The sequence below is a fragment of the Streptomyces griseiscabiei genome (assembly GCF_020010925.1).
Taxonomy (GTDB): Bacteria; Actinomycetota; Actinomycetes; order Streptomycetales; family Streptomycetaceae; genus Streptomyces; species Streptomyces griseiscabiei.
Window position 1 is genome coordinate 3,083,097 of record NZ_JAGJBZ010000001.1, and the last position, 19,038, is coordinate 3,102,134.

At 72.0% G+C, this 19,038-nt stretch carries 18 protein-coding genes and 1 tRNA gene; 15 read left to right on the top strand and 4 right to left on the bottom strand.

Features of this window, described 5'->3' with window-relative positions; all coding sequences use genetic code 11:
* Window positions 1-25: 25 nt before the first annotated feature.
* The 5 genes from J8M51_RS13390 (at window position 26) to J8M51_RS13410 (ending at window position 6,520) form a co-directional block, all read left to right on the top strand.
* A tRNA-Leu gene (locus J8M51_RS13390) sits at window positions 26-110 on the top strand.
* Between the two features lie 282 nt (window positions 111-392).
* Window positions 393-4,268 carry a Pls/PosA family non-ribosomal peptide synthetase gene (locus tag J8M51_RS13395; RefSeq protein WP_267299184.1) on the top strand — a complete coding sequence of 1,292 codons (3,876 nt, stop codon included), beginning with the start codon at window positions 393-395 and terminating at the stop codon, window positions 4,266-4,268.
* Between the two features lie 77 nt (window positions 4,269-4,345).
* Complete coding sequence (locus tag J8M51_RS13400; RefSeq protein ID WP_086760335.1) at window positions 4,346-5,728, top strand: M1 family metallopeptidase; 1,383 nt, start codon at window positions 4,346-4,348, stop codon at window positions 5,726-5,728.
* An 80-nt stretch (window positions 5,729-5,808) separates the two neighbouring features.
* On the top strand, window positions 5,809-6,246 hold the full coding sequence (locus J8M51_RS13405; RefSeq protein ID WP_256965848.1) for a YchJ family protein: 438 nt from the start codon (window positions 5,809-5,811) through the stop codon (window positions 6,244-6,246).
* Between the two features lie 58 nt (window positions 6,247-6,304).
* Window positions 6,305-6,520: a hypothetical protein gene (locus J8M51_RS13410; protein WP_086760333.1), complete on the top strand. Its 216-nt coding sequence runs from the start codon at window positions 6,305-6,307 to the stop codon at window positions 6,518-6,520.
* Between the two features lie 21 nt (window positions 6,521-6,541).
* Here J8M51_RS13410 and J8M51_RS13415 read toward each other — a convergent pair whose 3' ends face one another.
* A complete protein-coding gene (locus J8M51_RS13415; RefSeq protein WP_086760331.1) occupies window positions 6,542-7,267 on the bottom strand; it encodes a FadR/GntR family transcriptional regulator in 726 nt (241 codons plus the stop codon).
* A 143-nt stretch (window positions 7,268-7,410) separates the two neighbouring features.
* Here J8M51_RS13415 and J8M51_RS13420 point away from each other — a divergent pair, with 143 nt between their 5' ends.
* Together J8M51_RS13420 and J8M51_RS13425 are read left to right on the top strand one after the other, a co-directional pair.
* Window positions 7,411-7,929: a gluconokinase gene (locus tag J8M51_RS13420; protein ID WP_216590080.1), complete on the top strand. Its 519-nt coding sequence runs from the start codon at window positions 7,411-7,413 to the stop codon at window positions 7,927-7,929.
* Window positions 7,930-7,985: 56 nt separating this feature from the next.
* Entirely contained in the window at window positions 7,986-9,383 is a 1,398-nt protein-coding gene (locus tag J8M51_RS13425; protein WP_216590079.1) for a GntP family permease, read from the top strand.
* A gap of 61 nt (window positions 9,384-9,444) precedes the next feature.
* On the opposite strand, the gene J8M51_RS13430 is transcribed toward J8M51_RS13425, so the two are convergent.
* The 3 genes from J8M51_RS13430 to J8M51_RS13440 form a co-directional block, all read right to left on the bottom strand.
* Window positions 9,445-10,068, bottom strand: coding sequence for a cytochrome b/b6 domain-containing protein (locus J8M51_RS13430; RefSeq protein ID WP_267299185.1), 624 nt, complete (start codon window positions 10,066-10,068; stop codon window positions 9,445-9,447).
* Window positions 10,052-10,825 carry a molybdopterin-dependent oxidoreductase gene (locus tag J8M51_RS13435; RefSeq protein WP_086759452.1) on the bottom strand — a complete coding sequence of 258 codons (774 nt, stop codon included), beginning with the start codon at window positions 10,823-10,825 and terminating at the stop codon, window positions 10,052-10,054. Before J8M51_RS13435 ends, J8M51_RS13430 begins: the two co-directional genes overlap by 17 nt.
* A gap of 86 nt (window positions 10,826-10,911) precedes the next feature.
* On the bottom strand, window positions 10,912-12,567 hold the full coding sequence (locus tag J8M51_RS13440) for an FAD-binding dehydrogenase (RefSeq protein WP_086759454.1): 1,656 nt from the start codon (window positions 12,565-12,567) through the stop codon (window positions 10,912-10,914).
* Between the two features lie 245 nt (window positions 12,568-12,812).
* Between J8M51_RS13440 and J8M51_RS13445 the strand changes: the two genes are divergently transcribed.
* From J8M51_RS13445 to J8M51_RS13480, 8 genes are all read left to right on the top strand, one after another.
* A complete protein-coding gene (locus J8M51_RS13445; protein WP_267299186.1) occupies window positions 12,813-13,709 on the top strand; it encodes a DMT family transporter in 897 nt (298 codons plus the stop codon).
* Between the two features lie 130 nt (window positions 13,710-13,839).
* Window positions 13,840-14,367 carry an NUDIX hydrolase gene (locus J8M51_RS13450; RefSeq protein WP_086762439.1) on the top strand — a complete coding sequence of 176 codons (528 nt, stop codon included), beginning with the start codon at window positions 13,840-13,842 and terminating at the stop codon, window positions 14,365-14,367.
* 10 nt (window positions 14,368-14,377) lie between these two features.
* Window positions 14,378-14,770, top strand: coding sequence for a YidH family protein (locus tag J8M51_RS13455; protein WP_086762436.1), 393 nt, complete (start codon window positions 14,378-14,380; stop codon window positions 14,768-14,770).
* Window positions 14,767-15,099 (top strand): DUF202 domain-containing protein, encoded by a 333-nt coding sequence (locus tag J8M51_RS13460; protein ID WP_086762434.1) that lies wholly within the window; start codon window positions 14,767-14,769, stop codon window positions 15,097-15,099. Before J8M51_RS13455 ends, J8M51_RS13460 begins: the two co-directional genes overlap by 4 nt.
* A 101-nt stretch (window positions 15,100-15,200) precedes the next feature.
* On the top strand, window positions 15,201-15,497 hold the full coding sequence (locus J8M51_RS13465) for a hypothetical protein (protein ID WP_086762432.1): 297 nt from the start codon (window positions 15,201-15,203) through the stop codon (window positions 15,495-15,497).
* Window positions 15,498-15,585: 88 nt separating this feature from the next.
* Window positions 15,586-16,494, top strand: a complete 909-nt coding sequence (locus J8M51_RS13470) for an MBL fold metallo-hydrolase (protein ID WP_086762448.1) — start codon at window positions 15,586-15,588, stop codon at window positions 16,492-16,494.
* A 214-nt stretch (window positions 16,495-16,708) separates the two neighbouring features.
* Window positions 16,709-17,761 carry a phosphotransferase family protein gene (locus tag J8M51_RS13475; protein WP_086762446.1) on the top strand — a complete coding sequence of 351 codons (1,053 nt, stop codon included), beginning with the start codon at window positions 16,709-16,711 and terminating at the stop codon, window positions 17,759-17,761.
* A gap of 6 nt (window positions 17,762-17,767) precedes the next feature.
* Window positions 17,768-18,982 carry an acyl-CoA dehydrogenase family protein gene (locus J8M51_RS13480; RefSeq protein WP_086762430.1) on the top strand — a complete coding sequence of 405 codons (1,215 nt, stop codon included), beginning with the start codon at window positions 17,768-17,770 and terminating at the stop codon, window positions 18,980-18,982.
* The last annotated feature ends 56 nt before the right edge of the window (window positions 18,983-19,038 follow it).

Genomic DNA, 19,038 nt, shown 5'->3' on the forward strand with positions numbered 1-19,038 from the left:
GAGCACCCCGCACGACAGACACCTTGTCCGGGTGGCGGAATGGCAGACGCGCTAGCTTGAGGTGCTAGTGCCCTTTATCGGGCGTGGGGGTTCAAGTCCCCCCTCGGACACATAGTGGCGAAGGCCGCGACCCCAGGGTCGCGGCCTTCGCGCGTTAGACTGACGAAATGTGGGCGACGTCTCTCCCCACCAGGAAAACCCCAGGTCAAGGCCCATGGTCCCGCTTCTCCGGGTCGCCCGGAGGTCACCCCCGCTTGGCCGATACGACAGGCCGTAGTCACCCGAGCACTAGAGTATTGGGCTTGTTCGGTGCCGATACGGAAATATCCCCAGGCAGACCTGTGGCCCCGTCGGCGCCCCCGGATGGTCCGGGTTCGAGAGGCGAGGATCCGATGGCCGCCGTATACGAGAGTCCTGACCTGACGCTGCTCGACGGGGAGCTGGCGGAGGGATCCGGGGGGTTCGGCGGGGCGGCGCGGTTCACGGCCGGTCCGGCGGCGTCCCCGCGCACGCTCGTGGATGTCTTCGAGGCGTCGGTGCGGTCGTATCCGGACGAGCCCGCGCTGGACGACGGGAAGCGGCGGCTGACCTACCGCGCGCTGGCGGTCGAGGTGGAGCAGCTGCGGCGGCGGCTGGGCGCGGCCGGGGTGGGGCTCGGGGACCGTGTCGGCGTGCGGGTGCCCTCGGGCACCAACGAGCTGTATGTCGCCATCCTCGCGGTGCTCGCCGCCGGGGCGGCGTACGTACCGGTGGACGCCGAGGACCCCGACGAGCGGGCCGAGCTGGTGTTCGGCGAGGCCGGGGTACGGGCCGTCGTCGGGGCCGGGCACGAGCTGACCGTGCACGGCGCGTCCGACTCCCCCGCCGCACGGCCCGGGGTCGAGCACGACGCGTGGATCATCTTCACCTCCGGGTCGACGGGCAGGCCCAAGGGTGTGGCCGTCAGCCACCGCAGCGCCGCCGCGTTCGTGGACGCGGAGGCGGCGCTGTTCCTGGCCGAGGAGCCGATCGCGCCCGGGGACCGGGTGATGGCCGGTCTTTCCGTGGCCTTCGACGCGTCCTGCGAGGAGATGTGGCTGGCCTGGCGGTACGGCGCCTGTCTGGTGCCGGTGCCGCGCGCCCAGGTCAGGAGCGGCGCCGATCTGGGGCCCTGGCTGGTCGAGCAGGAGATCACCGTCGTGTCGACGGTGCCGACGCTGGCCGCGCTGTGGGAGCCCGAGACGCTCAACGACGTACGGCTGCTGATCTTCGGCGGTGAGGCGTGCCCGCCGGAGCTGGCGCAGCGGCTGGTGACGGAGGGCCGCGAGGTCTGGAACACCTACGGGCCGACCGAGGCGACCGTCGTCGCCTGTGCCTCGCTGATGTCCGGTGAGGAGCCGATCCGGATCGGGCTGCCGCTCGACGGCTGGGAGCTGGCCGTCGTCGACGAGGCCGGGGAGCCCGTGCCGATGGGCGGCAGCGGGCAGCTGGTGATCGGCGGTGTGGGGCTCGCGCGGTATCTCGACGCCGAGAAGGACGCGGAGAAGTACGCGCCGCTGGAGTCGCTGGGCTGGGAGCGCGCCTACCGCAGTGGTGACCTGGTGAAGGCCGAGCCCGAGGGGCTGGTCTTCCTCGGGCGGGCCGACGAGCAGATCAAGCTCGGCGGGCGGCGGATCGAGCTGGGCGAGGTCGACGCCGCGCTGCAGGCGCTGCCCGGCGTCGCGGGCGCCGCGGCGGCCGTTCGGACCGCGCGGAGCGGGAACCAGCTGCTCGTCGGCTATGTGGTCACCCAGGACGGCTGGGACCAGGCGGCGGCGGTGGAGAAGCTGTGGGCGGAGCTGCCGGCCGCGCTGGTGCCGCTGCTGGCGCCGGTGGCGGAGCTGCCGACCCGGACGTCCGGGAAGGTCGACCGCGACGCGCTGCCGTGGCCGCTGGCGGAGCTGGAGACCGCGGGGCCGGCGGAGGAGCTGTACGGGACCGAGGCGTGGCTCGCCGAGCAGTGGGCCGAGGTCCTGGGGGTTCCGGTCGGCAGCGCTCAGGACGACTTCTTCGCGATCGGCGGCGGCAGCCTGGGCGCCGCCCAGCTGACGACACGGCTGCGGACGCGGTATCCGAGCGTCGCGGTGGTCGACATCTATCAGCGGCCCACGCTCAGGAAGCTGGCCCGGTATCTGGAGGCGTCCGGCGGGGAGGAAGGTCCCAGCCGGGACGTGGCACCCGTGCCCGTGCGGGCGCGGCTCGTGCAGCTGGCGCTGCTCGTCCCGCTGTTCACGCTGCTCGGGCTGCGCTGGATCGTTCCGCTGGCGGCGCTCGGGAATCTGCTGACGCCGTACGCCTGGCTGCCGACCGCGTCCTGGTGGGCCGTGGCGGCCGGAGCGGTCCTCTTCTACACGCCGCCGGGTCGGCTGGCGATCGCGGCGGGCGGTGCGCGGCTGCTGCTGCGCGGGGTCGGGCCCGGACGGTACGCGCGCGGCGGGCGGGTGCACCTGCGGCTGTGGGCGGCGGAGCGGCTGGCCGAGTTCAGCGGGGCGACCTCGCTGACCGGGGTGTGGCTGGAACGGTACGCCCGTGCCCTGGGCGCCAAGGTCGGGGCCGAGGTCGATCTGCACGCGCTGCCGCCGGTGACCGGGATGCTGAAGCTCGGGCGGGGCGCGGCCGTGGAGTCCGAGGTGGACCTCTCCGGGTACTGGCTGGACGGGGACCGGCTGGAGATCGGGTCCGTCAAGGTGGGCGCCGGTGCGGTGGTCGGGACGCGGAGCATGCTGCTGCCCGGGGCCCGGGTCGGCAAGCGGGCCGAGGTGGCGCCCGGCTCGGCGGTGGTCGGCCAGGTCCCCACGGGGCAGCGCTGGGCCGGGGCGCCGGCGGTGAAGCTGGGCAAGGCGAAGCGGAACTGGCCCAAGGAGCGGCCGCAGCGTGGCTTGTTCTGGCGGGTGTCGTACGGCGTGACCGGGGTCGGGCTGACCGCGCTGCCGGTGCTCGCCGGGGCCGCCGCGCTGGCCGTGCTGAGTCTGTTCGTGGACCCGGACGCCGGGCTCGCCGTGGCGATGCGGGGGGCGGCGCTCGGGCTGGTGCCGGCCACGCTGGCGTTCGGGGCGGCGTACGCGCTGCTGCTGCTCGTCGCCGTACGGCTGCTGAGCCTCGGGCTGCGGGAGGGTACGCACGCGACGCACAGCCGGGTCGGCTGGCAGGCGTGGACGGTCACACAGCTGATGGACCGGTCGCGGCAGACGCTGTTCCCGCTGTACGCGGGGCTGGTCACACCGGTGTGGCTGCGGCTGCTCGGGATGCGGATCGGAAAGGGCGCCGAAGTGTCGACCGTCCTTGCGCTGCCGAGTCTGACGACGGTCGGCGACGGGGCGTTCCTCGCGGACGACACTCTGACGGCGCCGTACGAGCTGGGTGGTGGCTGGCTGCGGATCGGGCGGGCGGAGATCGGGCGGCGGGCGTTCCTCGGGAACTCCGGGATGACCGCGCCGGGCCGTTCGGTGCCGGACGGCGGTCTGGTGGGTGTGCTGTCGGCGACGCCCAAGAAGGCCAAGAAGGGCAGCTCGTATCTGGGGCTGCCGCCGGTGCGGCTGCCCCGGTCGGTGGCGGACGGCGACCAGAGCCTGACGTACGAGCCGCCGGCGCGGCTGCTGTGGGCGCGGGCGCTGGTGGAGCTGTGCCGGATCGTGCCGGTGTTCTGCTCGGCAGGTCTCGCGCTGCTGACGGTGGCGGCGCTGAGCGCGCTGGACGGCTGGGCGTGGCCGCTGGGCGGGGTCGTGCTGCTCGGGGTGGGTGCGCTGGCCTGTGGGGTGTCCGTCGCCGCGAAGTGGCTGCTCGTGGGGCGGCACCGGACGGGTGAGCATCCGCTGTGGAGCGGTTTCGTGTGGCGCAACGAGCTGGCGGACACCTTCGTGGAGGTGCTGGCCGTGCCGTGGCTGGCCGGGTCGGTCCCGGGGACGCCGGTGCTGAACGTGTGGCTGCGCGGGCTGGGGGCGCGGATCGGCAGGGGGGTGTGGATCGAGAGTTATTGGCTACCCGAGACCGACCTGGTCACGCTCGGGGACGGGGCCACGGTGAACCGGGGATGCGTCTTGCAGACCCACCTCTTCCACGACCGGATCTTGCGGACGGATACTGTTGAACTCCGTGAGGGTGCCACCTTGGGCCCGGGCGGAATCGTCCTGCCCGGCAGCGTGGTCGGGGCCCGCACCACCCTGGGTCCGGCGTCGCTGGTCATGGCCGCGGAGTCCGTTCCCGACGACACCCGGTGGCTGGGCAACCCGATCGAGGCATGGCGCCGCTGAACGCGGCTCGTGCGGCGTCCGGGGAGCCGGGGGACGATGGACGGCGTACGAGAGCGGAGCGGGGAGAGCAAGCGGCAGTGGCGGTTCAGCAGTCAGTGGGTCCGGACCCGTACTTCCCGGCGAACGGCGATTCCCGTTACCGGGTGCATCGGTACGAGCTGGCTGTGGACTACCGGCCGGGGCCCAACCGGCTGGCGGGCACCGCGCGGCTCAACGCCATAGCGGGCCGGGTCGCGCTCGCCGAGTTCCAGCTGAACCTCGCCGACTTCAAGATCGGCCGGGTGCGGGTGGACGGGCGGGCGCCCCACTACACGCACCGGGGCGGCAGGCTGCGGATCCGGCCCGCGAAGCCGATCCGGCCGGGCGCGGCGTTCACGGTCGAGGTCCAGTGGTCGGGCAATCCCAAGCCGGTGAACAGCCCCTGGGGCGGCCTCGGTTGGGAGGAGCTGACCGACGGGGCGCTGGTGGCGAGCCAGCCGGTGGGGGCGCCGTCCTGGTATCCGTGCAACGACCGGCCCGCCGACAAGGCCTCGTACCAGATCTCGGTCACGACGCCGTCGGCGTACCAGGTGGTGGCGGGCGGGCGGCTGCTCACCCGTACGGCGAAGGCGTCCACGACGACCTGGGTGTACGAGCAGTCGGCGCCGACGTCGAGCTATCTGGTCGGGCTGTCGATCGGCAAGTACCAGACGGTGCTGCTGGGCGATCCGCGGCCCGGCGGCATACCGCAGCACGGGCACATCCCGGCGCATCTGCTCACCGAGTTCTCCCGGGACTTCGCGCGGCAGCCCGCGATGATGGAGCTGTTCGAGGAGCTCTTCGGGCCGTACCCGTTCGGGGAGTACGCGGTGGTGGTGACCGAGGAGGAGCTCGATGTCCCCGTCGAGGCACAGGGGTTGTCGCTGTTCGGCGCCAACCATGTGGACGGGGCGCGGGGTTCGGAGCGGCTGGTGGCGCACGAGCTGGCGCACCAGTGGTTCGGGAACAGCGTGTCCATCGCGGACTGGCGGCACATCTGGCTGAACGAGGGGTTCGCCAAGTACGCGGAGTGGCTGTGGTCGGAGCGGTCCGGAGGGCGCACGGCGCATCAACTGGCCGCCGCCGCGCACCGGAAGCTCGCCGCGCTCCCCCAGGATCTGCGGCTGGCCGACCCGGGCCGCAAGCTGATGTTCGACGACCGGCTCTACGAGCGCGGGGGGTTGACCGTGCACGCGGTGCGCTGCGCGCTCGGTGACGACGCGTTCTTCCGGATGCTGCGCGGCTGGGCGACCGTCCATCGCGGGGGCGCGGTGACGACGCCCGGCTTCACCGCGCACGCGGGGCGCTACGCGGAAGAGCCGCTGGACGACCTGTTCCGGGCCTGGCTGCGGGAGCCCGCGCTGCCGCCGCTGCCCGTGCCGAAGGGGCCCGCGCTCCCGGCGCGCCCGACGTATCCGCCGACGAACGCGGGCTCGCCGTAGGGCCCTGCGGGCGGTCGGGAGCCGCAGGGCCGGGAGGGCTCGTGCGGGACCGGGTGCGCGGGGCGGGCACAATGGCGGGCATGTCGTCGCGTCGCAGCAGTTCCAAGGCCAGGTCGAAGAGCGGGACTTCCCGGGTCTCCTCACCGACCCCGCGCACCTGCCCCTGCGGGCTGCCCGAGGCGTACGAGGCCTGCTGCGGCCGGTACCACTCCGGCGGCGCCGCGCCGACCGCCGAGGCCCTGATGCGGTCCCGGTACAGCGCCTTCGTCGTCCGCGACGAGGCGTATCTGCTCCGCAGCTGGCACCCCCGGACCCGGCCCGCCGACGTCGCCTTCGACACGACGATGCGCTGGACCGGCCTGGAGATCCTGGACACCCGCGACGGCACCCCCTTCCACACCACCGGCACGGTCACCTTCCGCGCCTCGTTCCGGGGCGGCTCGATGCACGAGCGGAGCCGGTTCGAGCGGGTGGACGGGCCCTGGGTGTATGTGGACGGGGAGTTCCTGGAGTCGTGACCCGCTGTTTCGACCCGCTCACGTCCCTCGGCGACGACCGGGAGGCGTTCGAGGGGCGTTGGGAGGACCGGCTCTGGTTGAACGGGAGTACCTGAGCGGGCGGCGCGGTGAGTGGGAGGAGTGCGACGCCCGGTCGGGGCAGGGGATCGTCGCGGCGGTGGGGGACTTCGAGGCGTACATCGCGGACGGGTTGGCGACGGACCTGCGGGTGTGTCTGTACTGGCTGGAGGAGCGCCGGTCGCCCGGGGTCGACGACCGGTTGCCCGTGCTGTAGGAACCGGCGCCCGGCCGAGGGTCAGCCGGCGGCCGGGCTCTGGCCGTTGGGCGCCAGGATGTCCAGTTCCTGGAGGGCGCCCGCGGTGATCTCGCGGGTGAGTTCCTCGGCGCGGGGGGCGTCGTGTGCGCGGATGGCCTCGGCGACCTGGACGTGGAGGGTGACGGCGGCGGGGTCGGGGTCGTCGAACATGACGGCGTGGTGGGTGCGGCCGGCGAGGACCTCCTCGACGACGTCGCCGAGGCGGGCGAACATCTCGTTGCCGGAGGCGTCGAGGATCAGCCGGTGGAAGGCGACGTCGTGGTGGAGGTAGCCCTCCAGCTTGTGGCCGCGTGAGTGGGCGACCATGCCGAGGGCGCACTCGGTGATCGCGGCGCACTGCTCGGCCGTGGCGTGGTGTGCGGCGAGACCCGCGGCGATCGGTTCGACGGCGCCCCGGAGCACGGTCAGCGAGCGCAGTTGCCGGGGGCGGTCCGTACCGGCCAGGCGCCAGCGGATGACCTGGGGGTCGTAGACGTTCCACTCGGCGGACGGGCGGACGATGACGCCGACCCGGCGGCGGGACTCGACGAGGTGCATGGACTCCAGGACGCGGACCGCCTCGCGCATCACCGAGCGGGAGACCTCGAAGGTCTGGGCGAGTTCGTCCGTGCGCAGCACGCTGGCGGGCGGGTACTCGCCCGCCGTGATCGCCGGTCCGAGGGTGTCGAGTACTCGGCCGTGCAGCCCCCGGCCCGGTGTGGTCATGGGGAGAAGGGTACGAGGAACGGAGAGTGAAGAAAAAGTCAGACTTATTTGTGTCCGGGGCTTGAATTAGTCGTACCTAATGGGTTTCAGTGTCGTCGGCGTCGGGTGACGTCCCCGTTGTCGACGAACACTGCGAGGTAGTGATGCGTACCCCTCAGGTCGTCGTGGTCATGGGCGTGGCAGGGACCGGCAAGACCACGATCGGCCCCCTGCTCGCTGCCCGGCTCGGCGTTCCGTACGCCGAGGGCGACGACTTCCACCCCGAGGCCAACATCGCCAAGATGTCGGCCGGAACACCGCTGGACGACGCGGACCGGGGGCCGTGGCTGGACGCCATCGGGGCCTGGGCGCACGGCCGGGACGGACTCGGCGGGGTGGTCAGCTGTTCCGCGCTGAAGCGCGCCTACCGGGACCGGCTGCGGGCCGCCGCGCCCGGGGTCGTCTTCGTGCACCTCGCCGGGGACCGCGCGCTCATCGAGGACCGGATGTCGCACCGGCAGGGCCACTTCATGCCCACCGCGCTGCTCGACTCCCAGTTCGCCACGCTGCAGCCGCTCCGGGCGGACGAGGCGGGCGTGACGGTCGGTGTGGCGGGCACGCCCGAGGAGATCGCCGAGCGGGCGGTCGCCGCGCTGCGGGAGTTCGATCCGGCCGCCTCGTAACTCCCTGTCCCACCCTCTCCCCCTCCCTCCCCTTCTCCCCCACTCAAGGATTCACCGTGACCAGACTCAACGTCGAGCTGCTGGCAGCGGACCCCGTCGAGCCGATCACCTCGGCCGGGCACGCGCAGCTGGGCATCGCCGTACTGGCGGGCATCGCCGTGATCGTCGTGCTCATCACCAGGTTCAAGGTGCACGCCTTCCTGGCGCTGACCATCGGCTCGCTCGCGCTGGGCGCGTTCGCCGGGGCGCCGCTGGACAAGGCGATCGCCAGCTTCACCACCGGGCTCGGGACGACCGTGGCCGGGGTGGGCGTCCTCATCGCGCTGGGTGCGATCCTCGGCAAGCTGCTGGCGGACTCCGGGGGCGCCGACGAGATCGTCGACACGATCCTCGCGAAGGCCGGCGGGCGGGCGATGCCCTGGGCGATGGTGCTGATCGCCTCCGTGATCGGGCTGCCGCTGTTCTTCGAGGTCGGGATCGTGCTGCTGATCCCGGTCGTGCTGATGGTCGCCAAGCGCGGCAACTACTCGCTGATGCGTATCGGCATCCCGGCCCTCGCCGGTCTGTCCGTGATGCACGGGCTGATCCCGCCGCACCCCGGCCCGCTGGTCGCGATCGACGCCGTGGGGGCCAACCTGGGGGTCACGCTGGCGCTTGGCCTGGTCGTGGCGATACCGACCGTGATCATCGCCGGGCCGCTGTTCTCGAAGTACGCGGCCCGCTGGGTGGACGTGCCGGTGCCCGAGCGGATGATTCCCCCGCGCGCCTCGGAGGAGCTGGAGAAGCGGCCCGGGTTCGGCGCGACCCTCGCGACCGTGCTGCTGCCGGTGGTGCTGATGCTGGCCAAGGCGCTGGTGGACATCGTCGTCGACGATCCCGAGAACATGGTGCAGCGGGTCTTCGACGTGGCCGGCTCACCGCTGATCGCGCTGCTCGCGGCGGTGATCGTGGGCATGTTCACGCTCGGGCGGGCGGCCGGGTTCACCAAGGAGCGGCTGGGGTCGACCGTCGAGAAGTCCCTCGCGCCGATCGCGGGCATCCTGCTGATCGTCGGCGCGGGCGGCGGCTTCAAGCAGACGCTGATCGACTCCGGGGTCGGGCGGATGATCCTGGAGATCTCCGAGGACTGGTCCATCCCCGCGCTCGTCCTGGCCTGGCTGATCGCGGTCGCCATCCGGCTGGCGACGGGGTCGGCGACCGTCGCGACGATCTCGGCGGCCGGCCTGGTGGCCCCGCTCGCCGCGGACATGTCGACGACCCACACGGCCCTTCTCGTCCTCGCCATCGGCGCCGGCTCGCTCTTCTTCAGCCATGTCAACGACGCCGGGTTCTGGATGGTGAAGGAGTACTTCGGGATGACCGTCGGCCAGACCATCAAGACCTGGTCGGTGATGGAGACGATCATCTCGGTGGTGGCGGGGGCGATCGTGCTGCTGCTGTCGCTGATCATCTAGCTGGTCATCCGGACGGTACGGGACCAGGTCCTGTCCGAGGGAGCATCCGCTGTGTCCGGCGCTACGGCCGCCACAGCGGATGTTCTCTGTCCGCCCACTCCTTGCTCACGGAGCCCGTCCGCAGGCCCCGGCGGGCCTCCGGGTCGCCCAGGGCCATGCCGATGTGGCCGGCCAGGACGATGCCGATGGTCAGGGCCAGCCAGTCGTGGACGAAGGTCGCGCTGGTGCGCCACATCAGCGGGGTGAGGTGGGTGAACCACATCATCAGACCGGTGGCGAGCATGACGAGGGTGGCGCCCGCGATCCAGGAGGCGTAGAGCTTCTGGCCGGCGTTGAACTTGGCGGCGGGGCGGCCGCCGGGGGTGCGGCGGCGGGCGGCGCGGAGCCAGACGCGGTCGTGCGGGCCCCAGCGGTTGAGCCGGCCGAGGTCCGCGCGGAAGGCCCGGGAGGCGAGGCCCGCCAGGACCGGCAGGGGCAGCAGCAGGCCCGTCCACTTGTGGACCGTCACCACCAGGGCCCGGCGGCCGACCAGTTCGGCGAGGGCGGGGACGTAGAGACAGGCCGCCGTCACCACGCAGACGCCCATCAGGGCGGCCGTGGTGCGGTGGATCCAGCGTTCGGCGGCGGTGAAGCGCCGGACGCGGGCCTCCGATCGCACGGGGGGCTCGTCAAGTAGTGGGTTCATCGTCCCGCCCGTTCGATCGGCCGACCCAGGCGTCGATGTCGTAGCCCCGTTCCTCCCAGTAGCCGGGCTCGACCTCCTTCGTGACCTCGATGCCGGAGAGCCACTTGGCCGACTTGTAGAAGTACATGGGGGCCACGTAGAGCCGGACCGGGCCGCCGTGGTTGTGGCTGATGTCCTTGTCCCGCATCCGCAGCGCCACCAGGACGTCCGCGCGGCGGGCCTGCTCCAGGGTGAGGCTCTCGCTGTACGCCCCGTCGAAGCAGGTGAACCGGACCGCGCCCGCCGAGGAGCGCACCCCGGCCGCGTCCAGCAGCGCGGAGAGCCGTACGCCCTCGAAGGGGGTGTCCGGGACCCGCCAGCCGGTGACGCACTGGACGTCCTTGACCATCCGGGTCTGCGGGAGGGCCCGCAGGTCGGCGAGGGTGTAGGAGGTGCGTCTTTCGACCAGGCCGCCGACGGTCAGGCGGTAGTTCTCCGCGTTCTTGCGGGGCACGGACGACGTCACCGAGTAGTAGCGGAAGCCGCCGCCGTTGGGGAGCAGACCGGTCAGACCGGTGGGGTCCTTCTGGGCCGCCTCTCCGAGGAACGCCTCCATGCCGCGCTGGAGGACGGGCGCGGAGACCACGCCGAGGGCGCCGAGGCCGAGGGTGCCGAGGAGGACACGGCGGCCGATGGGCGCGCCGTGCTCCCGTTGCCTGTCTTCGTCTTCGGGGGGTTCCGGCGGCGCCTGCCGCGCCGCGGGATGTTCAGGGTTCACCTAATGATTCGACCATCCGCCGCCCCTGTCCGGCCAGCGGCGGCGGAGATTCGTCAGAGTTCCGTAAGCCCCGGCGGGGCCGGGGCTCAGCCCGTCGCCTTCGCCGCCGCGCGGCCCGCCGTACGGCCGGAGAAGAGGCAGCCGCCGAGGAACGTGCCCTCCAGGGAGCGGTAGCCGTGCACACCGCCGCCGCCGAAGCCGGCCGCCTCACCGGCCGCGTACACGCCCTCCAGCGGGTCGCCGCCGTCGGTGAGGACACGGGAGGAGAGGTCGGTCTCCAGGCCGCCGAGGGTCTTGCGGGTCAGGATGTTCAGGCGGACGGCGATCAGCGGGCCCGCCTTGGGGTCGAGGATGCGGTGCGGGGTGGCGGTGCGGATGAGCTTGTCGCCGAGGTAGTTGCGGGCGCCCCGGATCGACATGACCTGGAGGTCCTTGGTGAAGGGGTTGGCGACCTCGCGGTCCCGGGAGACGATCTCGCGGCGCAGCTCGGCCTCGTCGATCAGCGGTTCCTTGGTGAGCGCGTTCATGCCGCGGACCAGGGCGCCGAGGTCCTTCTCGACGACGAAGTCGACGCCGTGGTCCATGAAGGCCTTCACCGGGCCGGGGACGTCCGCGCGGGCCCGGATGAAGACGTCCTTGACGGACTTCCCGGTGAGGTCGGGGTTCTGCTCGGAGCCGGAGAGGGCGAACTCCTTGCCGATGATCTTCTGGTCGAGGACGAACCACGTGTAGTCGTAGCCGGTCTTCATGATGTGTTCGAGGGTGCCGAGGGTGTCGAAGCCCGGGAAGAGCGGCACGGGCAGTCGCTTGCCGCGGGCGTCCAGCCAGAGCGAGGACGGGCCGGGCAGGACGCGGATGCCGTGGTTCTCCCAGATGGGGTTCCAGTTCTGGATGCCCTCGGTGTAGTGCCACATACGGTCGCGGTTGATCAGGTTGGCGCCCGCTTCCTCGGCGATGCCGAGCATCCGGCCGTCGACGTGCGCGGGCACCCCGGAGATCATCTTCTCCGGGGGGTTGCCGAGCCGCTCGGGCCAGTTGGCGCGGACGAGGTCGTGGTTGCCGCCGATGCCGCCGGAGGTGACGATCACGGCCTGGGCCTTCAGTTCGAAGGCGCCGGTGCCCGTGCGGCTGCTGGCCTGGCCGCGCTCGATCGTCGAGGCCTCCAGGATCTCGCCGGTGACGGTGTCGACGGCGCCCGCGCTGCGCGACAGACCGGTCACCCGGTGCCGGAACTTCAGCTGGACCAGCCCCCGGGCCACACCCTCACGCACCCGCCGCTCGAAGGGGGCGACGAGGCCGGGGCCGGTGCCCCAGGTGATGTGGAAGCGGGGGACCGAGTTGCCGTGGCCGTTGGCGTCGTAGCCGCCGCGCTCGGCCCAGCCGACCACCGGGAAGAACCGCACGCCCTGCTGGTGGAGCCACGACCGCTTCTCGGTGGCCGCGAAGTTCACATAGGCCTCGGCCCATTTGCGCGGCCAGTGGTCCTCCTCGCGGTCGAAGGCGGCCGTGCCCATCCAGTCCTGGAGGGCGAGGGCGTGGCTGTCCTTGATCCGCAGGCGGCGCTGCTCGGGCGAGTCGACGAAGAAGAGTCCGCCGAAGGACCAGTGCGCCTGGCCGCCGATCGACTGCTCCGGCTCCTGGTCGAGCAGGATGACCTTGCGGCCCGCGTCGACGAGCTCCGCGGTCGCCGCGAGCCCGGCGAGGCCCGCCCCGATCACGATCACATCTGCGTCGTACGACATGGAGGACGTCCTCTCGGGAACGGGTCGGGCGGCCGGGGCGTGCCGGGGCAGGCCGGATACCGCCCAGCGCTTTGTTACTGGCCGGTCAGCAGCTTTGTGGCATCAGATCCTTCGGTACCGGAGTGACCTAGTCAACTGCGGAGATGTGTCTCCTCTTACGGACAGGCCACGGCCGGGTGGTTAGAGTCCGAGGACAGACACATTGACCGTTTTGCCGCCTGTTGATCGTCAGAGGTGCTCGAACCGTGTCGGTTCTCGTCCTGATCCTCGCCGTGAGCGCAGCCTGCTGTCTGGGCTTCGGCTTCGTGCTCCAGCAGCAGGCCGCCGCGCACGCCCCGCTGAGCGACTTCCTCTCGCCCCGGCTGCTGCTGGACCTGATACGGGTGCCGCGCTGGCTCGGCGGGATCGGGCTGATGGTGTGCGGCATGGCCCTGGGCGCGGTCGCGCTCAGCCAGGGCGAGGTCACCCTCGTGGAACCGCTCCTCGCCACGAACCTCCTCTTCGCGCTCGCCCTCTCCCGCCGGCAGACCCGCCAGCCGCTGGGCCGCCAGGGCTGGGCGGGGCTGGTGCTGCTCGCGGGCGGTGTTACCGCGTTCATCGTCGCGGGACAGCCTCACGGCGGCGCCGCGGTGGGCGGACCCTTCCGGCAGTGGCTGATCATCGGCGTCATGCTGGGGCTCGCACTGCTGCTCACGGCGTACGCGAAGCGGTCCCGGCTGAGCGCCGCGCCGGTGCTCCTGGCGGTGGCCGCCGGGCTCCTGTACGGCATCCAGGACGCGCTCACCCGGGTCAGCGGGCAGGTGTTCGGCGAGAGCGGCTGGGGCGGGCTGTTCACCACGTGGCAGCCGTACGGGGTGGTGCTGCTCGGGGTGACCGGGCTGCTGCTCGTGCAGAGCGCGTTCGAGGCGGGGCCGCTGCGGATGTCGTTGCCTGCGCTGACGGCGGCGCAGCCGCTGGCCGGGATCGTGTGCGGGGTGGGGTTTCTCGGGGATCGGCTGCGGATGGACGCGGGGGCGTTGGCCTGGGAGGCCGCGGGGCTGGCGGGGGTTGTGGTGGGGGTGGTGCTGCTGGGGATGCATCCGGCCATGCCGTGCGGCTCCGCCGGGGGTGCGCGGGAGGGGTCTGGGGTTCGGGTCGTGTAGCGGGTGCGGGCCCGGTGGGGCTTCTCGCGCAGTTCCCCGCGCCCCTGAAAAAGCGGGGCTGCGCCCCTGCTTTTTCGGCCAGGAAGGGCCGTGGGCCCGCGGTCGAACACTCCCCTGCTTGGATGGGGCCATGAGCGCCTCCGACGAGATCCTCGACATCGTGGACGAGAACGACCAGGTCATCGGGCAGGCACCCCGGGGTGAGGTGTATGCGCGGGGGATGCGGCATCGGGCCGTGTTCGTGCTGGTCAGGGATGGGGACGGGCGGGTGTTCGTGCATCGGCGGACGGCCACGAAGCTGGTCTTCCCGTCGCTGTACGACATGTTCGTGGGCGGGGTGGTCGGCGCGGGCGAGTCCTACGACGACGCGGCGCTGCGCGAGGCGGAGGAGGAGCTGGGGGTCTCGGGGCTCTCGCGCCCCGAGCCGCTGTTCAAGTTCCTGTACGACGACGGCGCCGGCGGCAGCTGGTGGTCGGCCGTGTACGAGGTCCGCTGTGAGCTGCCGGTGCGCCCCCAGGTGGAGGAGGTCGCCTGGCACGACTTCCTGACGGAGGCCGAGGTGGAGCGGCGGCTGGGCGAGTGGGAGTGGGTGCCGGACGGGAGGGCCGCGTACGAGCGGCTCAGGGCAGGCGGTCGATGGTCCGCGGGCGACCGGTAATGTCCTGGACGTGATCGAATTTGTGCGGAACGTCCGGCTCTGGTTCGCTCCCGCGGGGGTCCGGGAGGAGGGGCGGACCCCGGACTACCGGTTCTCCCTGGCCAATGAGCGGACCTTCCTGGCCTGGCTGCGCACCTCCCTCGCCCTCATCGGCGGCGGCTTCGCGGTGGACCAGTTCCTGCCGGACCTGCGCTGGGGCTGGCGGGTCGGGCTCGCGCTCGCGCTGCTGGCCGCCGGGGTGCTGTGCGCGCTGCGGGCGGTCAACCACTGGGTGCGCTGCGAGCGGGCGATGCGGCGCGGGGAGGACCTGCCGGTGTCCCGCTTCCCGGCGGTGCTCAGCCTCGTGGTCGCCGTGGTCGCCGTCGCGATGGTCGCGGTCGTCCTGCTCGGGTGGGAGGGGTGATCCCGCCGCCCGCCGCCCCGGGGGCACCCGGCCGCGACCCCGGGCTCCAGCCCGAACGCACCCGGCTCGCCTGGCGTCGTACGACCCTCACGGGGGCCGTGGTCGCCGTACTCGCCGGGAAGTCCGCGCTGCACGGCGGGCCGTCGGCGACGGGGGTGACGGCCGCCGCGCTGTGCGCCGCGCTGTGGCTGGGCCTCCTGGCGCTCGCCCACCGCCGGATCGACGCCCTGACGGCCGTCCGGCCGTCCGTCCTCGCGCCCCGGGCCGCCTCGGTGGCCGTCCTGTGCGTGATCGCCCTCGCGGTGTGCGGCGCGGCCGTGGTGTTCTGAGGGGCAAGCCTTGGGGTGTGCATGGAGTTTCTAAAAGGAAGAACTGGGACTTCTGTGACTAGCCTGGATAAGTCACCCCCACCCCACCGAAGGTGAGCACGATGACCCTCCTGCACCAGGAACACCCCGTTCACGACCACGACCACGGCCCGACCTGCGGACATGTCGCCGTGTCGCACGGTGACCACACCGACTACGCGCACGACGGGCATCTGCACCGCGAGCACTCCGGGCACTGGGACGAATGCGAGCCGAGCGAGCACACCGCGCACGACGGGCACGCCCACGAGCACGGCGAGGACTGCGGGCACCAGGCGGTCACGCACGGGGACCACGTGGACTATGTGCACGACGGCCACCGCCACGCCGCCCACGACGGCCACTGGGACGATCACTGACACACCCCCCGGATTCCGCCGGATCGTCGTCGACTGGCAGGCTCTGACCACCAGTTGGCGACGATCCGGGGGGATGAAGGGGTTCACCATGACCGCAGAAGAGCCGTACACCGTCGAGCTCGCGAGCGATGTGTACGCGTATGTGCAGCCGGACGGCGGGTGGTGTCTGAACAACGCCGGATGGGTGAGCGACGGCGTCAGCACCCTGCTCGTGGACACGGCGGCGACCCAGCGGCGCGCCCGCGCGCTGTACCGGGCCCTTGAGGACACGACCGTTCCGGCACCGATGCTGCTGGTCAACACCCATCACCACGGGGACCACACGTACGGCAACAAGGAGTTCATGCCGGCCACGATCGTCTCGCACGCGGCCTGCCGCCGTGAGGCGCTGGCCAGCGGACAGCACCTCCATCTGCTGTGGCCGCAGACCGACTACGGGGACGTCCCCGTCCTGGGCGCCGACATCACGTTCACGGACCGTACGACCCTCCATGTCAACGACATCGAGGTCGAGGTGATCCACCCGGGCATCTCGCACACCGTGGGCGACTCCTTCGTCTGGGTGCCGCACCGCCGGATCGTCTTCACCGGGGACCTGGTCTTCGAGGGCGGGACGCCGTTCTTCCTGATGGGCTCGCTGAGCGGTTCGCTCCGGGCGCTGGAGATGCTGCGGGAGCTGGGCGCCGAGACCGTCGTACCCGGGCACGGGCCGGTCACCGACCCCTCGTCGTTCGACCGGGCCGAGCGGTACATCCGGTTCGTGGCCGAGGTCGCCGAGAAGTCCCACGCGGCCGGTCTCACCCCGCTGGAGGCGGCGCTCGCGACCGACCTCGGGGAGTTCGCCGAACTGCGCGAGAGCGAGCGGCTGGTGGCGAACCTGCGCCGGGCCTACGCCGAGCTGGACGGGCACCCGGAGGGCGAGGGCGTGGACCCCTTCGCCGGGTTCATGGACATGGCGACCGTGAACGGCGGGGAGATGATGACCTGCCACGCGTGACGGCACGGGCGCTCGTGTGACGGCACGGGCGCATGCGTGACGGCACGGGCGCTCGTGTGACTCTCCGCTGCGGGATCCGGCCGCTTCCGGCCGGATCCCGTCGACCGGATCCCGTCGAGACTCCGATCACTTTCACCTCACCCACTGGACGACATACCGACCGGTCGGCATCATGAGTGGGTACGGTCCCGGTAAACCGCGCGTAGGAGCGATGATGCACCCAGACCACCCGCCAGGTCTCGACCTCGACCGGCTCCGCGCCCTGCTCGACACCGAGCGGCCCGGACTCGTGGGCGGCCCGCTCACCGGCCGGCTGATCGAGGGCGGACGGTCGAACCTGACGTACGAGGTCACGGACGGCACCGCGAGATGGGTCGTACGGCGGCCGCCGCTCGGCCATGTGCTGGCGACCGCGCACGACATGAAGCGCGAGCACCGTGTGATCAGCGCGCTGCACCCGACGGACGTACCGGTGCCGCGACCCGTGCTGCTCTGCGACGACGAGGAGGTGCTCGGGGCGCCCTTCTACGTCATGGACTTCGTCGAGGGCACCCCCTACCGCACCGCCGAGCAGCTCGCCCCGCTCGGTCCGGAGCGCACCCGGGCCGCCGTGCTGGGCCTGGTCGACACCCTCGTCGAGCTGCACGCGGTGGACCCGGCCGAGGTGGGCCTCGCCGACTTCGGGCGCCCGGAGGGCTTCCTCGACCGTCAACTGCGGCGCTGGGGCAAGCAGCTGGACGCCTCCCGCAACCGCGAACTGTCCGGCATCGACGAGCTGCACGCGGCCCTCGGCCGACAGCTCCCCCACTCCCCCGCCGCGACCGTCGTGCACGGCGACTACCGCCTCGACAACGTCCTGCTGGGCGAGGACGACCGGATCCGGGCCATCCTCGACTGGGAGATGTCCACGCTCGGCGATCCGCTCACCGACCTGGGGCTGCTGGTGATGTACAGCGTGCCGCTGGCCCTGCCCGACTCGCCCGTCTCCACGACCGCGACGGCCGCCGGGCACCCGGATCCGGCCGAGATCGTCGAGCGGTACGCGGCGCGCTCGGGCCGGGACGTCTCGGCGGTGTCCTGGTACACGGCGTTCGCGTGGTTCAAGCTCGCCGTGATCCTGGAGGGCATCCACTACCGGTACACCCTCGGCCAGACGGTCGGCCGCGGCTTCGACCGCATCGGCGACCTGGTCCCCGTCTTCATCGAACACGGCCTGACGACTCTTCGTACCGGCCCCGGCTCCGGCTCCGCCTCCCAGGAGGGCTGATCACCCATGGACTTCGCATTCGACGCCCGTACGGAGGAGCTGCGCGGCAAGCTCCTCGCCTTCATGGACGCGCACGTCTACCCGGCCGAGGCCGTCGCCGAGGAGCAGCGGGCGGAGCTGGCCTCGCCGTGGGACACGCCCGCCGTGGTGGAGGAGCTGAAGGCCGAGGCCCGCAGGCAGGGCCTGTGGAACCTCTTCCTGCCCGACTCCGAGTACGGCGCCGGGCTCACCAACCTCCAGTACGCGCCGCTCGCCGAGATCACCGGACGGTCCCCGCAGCTGGCGCCGACCGCGCTGAACTGCGCCGCGCCCGACACGGGGAACATGGAGGTGCTGACCCAGTTCGGCGACGAGGCGCAGAAGAAGCAGTGGCTGCAGCCGCTGCTGGCCGGTGAGATCCGGTCGGCGTTCGCGATGACCGAGCCGGAGGTGGCCTCCTCGGACGCCACCAACATCACCACGCTCATCGAGCGGGACGGCGACGACTACGTCATCACCGGGCGCAAGTGGTACATCTCCGGGGCCATGAACCCGGACTGCCAGATCTTCATCGTGATGGGCAAGACGGATCCGGGCGGGGCCGACGTCCGCCGCCAGCAGTCCATGATCCTGGTCCCGCGTGACACTCCCGGTGTCACGGTGAAGCGGGCGATGCGGGTGTTCGGGTACGAGGACCACTACCACGGCGGGCACGCCGAGGTGATCTTCGAGGGTGCGCGGGTGCCGGCGGCGAACCTGATCGGCGAGGAGGGCGGCGGCTTCGCCATCGCGCAGGCGCGGCTCGGGCCCGGCCGGATCCACCACTGCATGCGGCTCATCGGCATGGCCGAGCGGGCGATCGAGCTGATGTGCCGACGGGCGGTGACCCGGGAGGCCTTCGGCAAGTCGCTGGCCCAGCAGGGGGTCGTCCACAACTGGATCGCCGACGCGCGGGTGGCCGTCGAGCAGCTGCGGCTGCTGGTGCTGAAGACGGCCTGGATGATGGACACGGTCGGCAACAAGGGCGCCCACTCCGAGATCCAGGCGATCAAGATCGCGACGCCTCGGACGGTCGTGGACATCATCGACCGGGCGATCCAGTTGCACGGGGCGGGGGGTGTGAGTCAGGACTTCCCGCTGGCGGAGCTGTATGCGGGGGCGCGGACGCTGATGATCGCGGACGGGCCTGATGAGGTGCATCAGCGGTCGTTGGCTCGGCGGGAGTTGAAGCGGTACGTGTGAGGTTGGGCGCCTATTGATTCGGGGGCGCGGGATCTTCGGCGGGTGCGGGTGCGTCG

Excerpts from the sequence above, each read along its gene's own strand:
- J8M51_RS13395 (WP_267299184.1), top strand. The coding sequence starts at position 393 with ATGGCCGCCGTATACGAGAGTCCTGACCTGACGCTGCTCGACGGGGAG.
- J8M51_RS13405 (WP_256965848.1), top strand. The coding sequence starts at position 5,809 with ATGTCGTCGCGTCGCAGCAGTTCCAAGGCCAGGTCGAAGAGCGGGACT.
- J8M51_RS13415 (WP_086760331.1), bottom strand. The coding sequence starts at position 7,267 with ATGACCACACCGGGCCGGGGGCTGCACGGCCGAGTACTCGACACCCTC.
- J8M51_RS13420 (WP_216590080.1), top strand. The coding sequence starts at position 7,411 with ATGCGTACCCCTCAGGTCGTCGTGGTCATGGGCGTGGCAGGGACCGGC.
- J8M51_RS13430 (WP_267299185.1), bottom strand. The coding sequence starts at position 10,068 with ATGAACCCACTACTTGACGAGCCCCCCGTGCGATCGGAGGCCCGCGTC.
- J8M51_RS13440 (WP_086759454.1), bottom strand. The coding sequence starts at position 12,567 with ATGTCGTACGACGCAGATGTGATCGTGATCGGGGCGGGCCTCGCCGGG.
- J8M51_RS13450 (WP_086762439.1), top strand. The coding sequence starts at position 13,840 with ATGAGCGCCTCCGACGAGATCCTCGACATCGTGGACGAGAACGACCAG.
- J8M51_RS13465 (WP_086762432.1), top strand. The coding sequence starts at position 15,201 with ATGACCCTCCTGCACCAGGAACACCCCGTTCACGACCACGACCACGGC.
- J8M51_RS13470 (WP_086762448.1), top strand. The coding sequence starts at position 15,586 with ATGACCGCAGAAGAGCCGTACACCGTCGAGCTCGCGAGCGATGTGTAC.
- J8M51_RS13475 (WP_086762446.1), top strand. The coding sequence starts at position 16,709 with ATGCACCCAGACCACCCGCCAGGTCTCGACCTCGACCGGCTCCGCGCC.
- J8M51_RS13480 (WP_086762430.1), top strand. The coding sequence starts at position 17,768 with ATGGACTTCGCATTCGACGCCCGTACGGAGGAGCTGCGCGGCAAGCTC.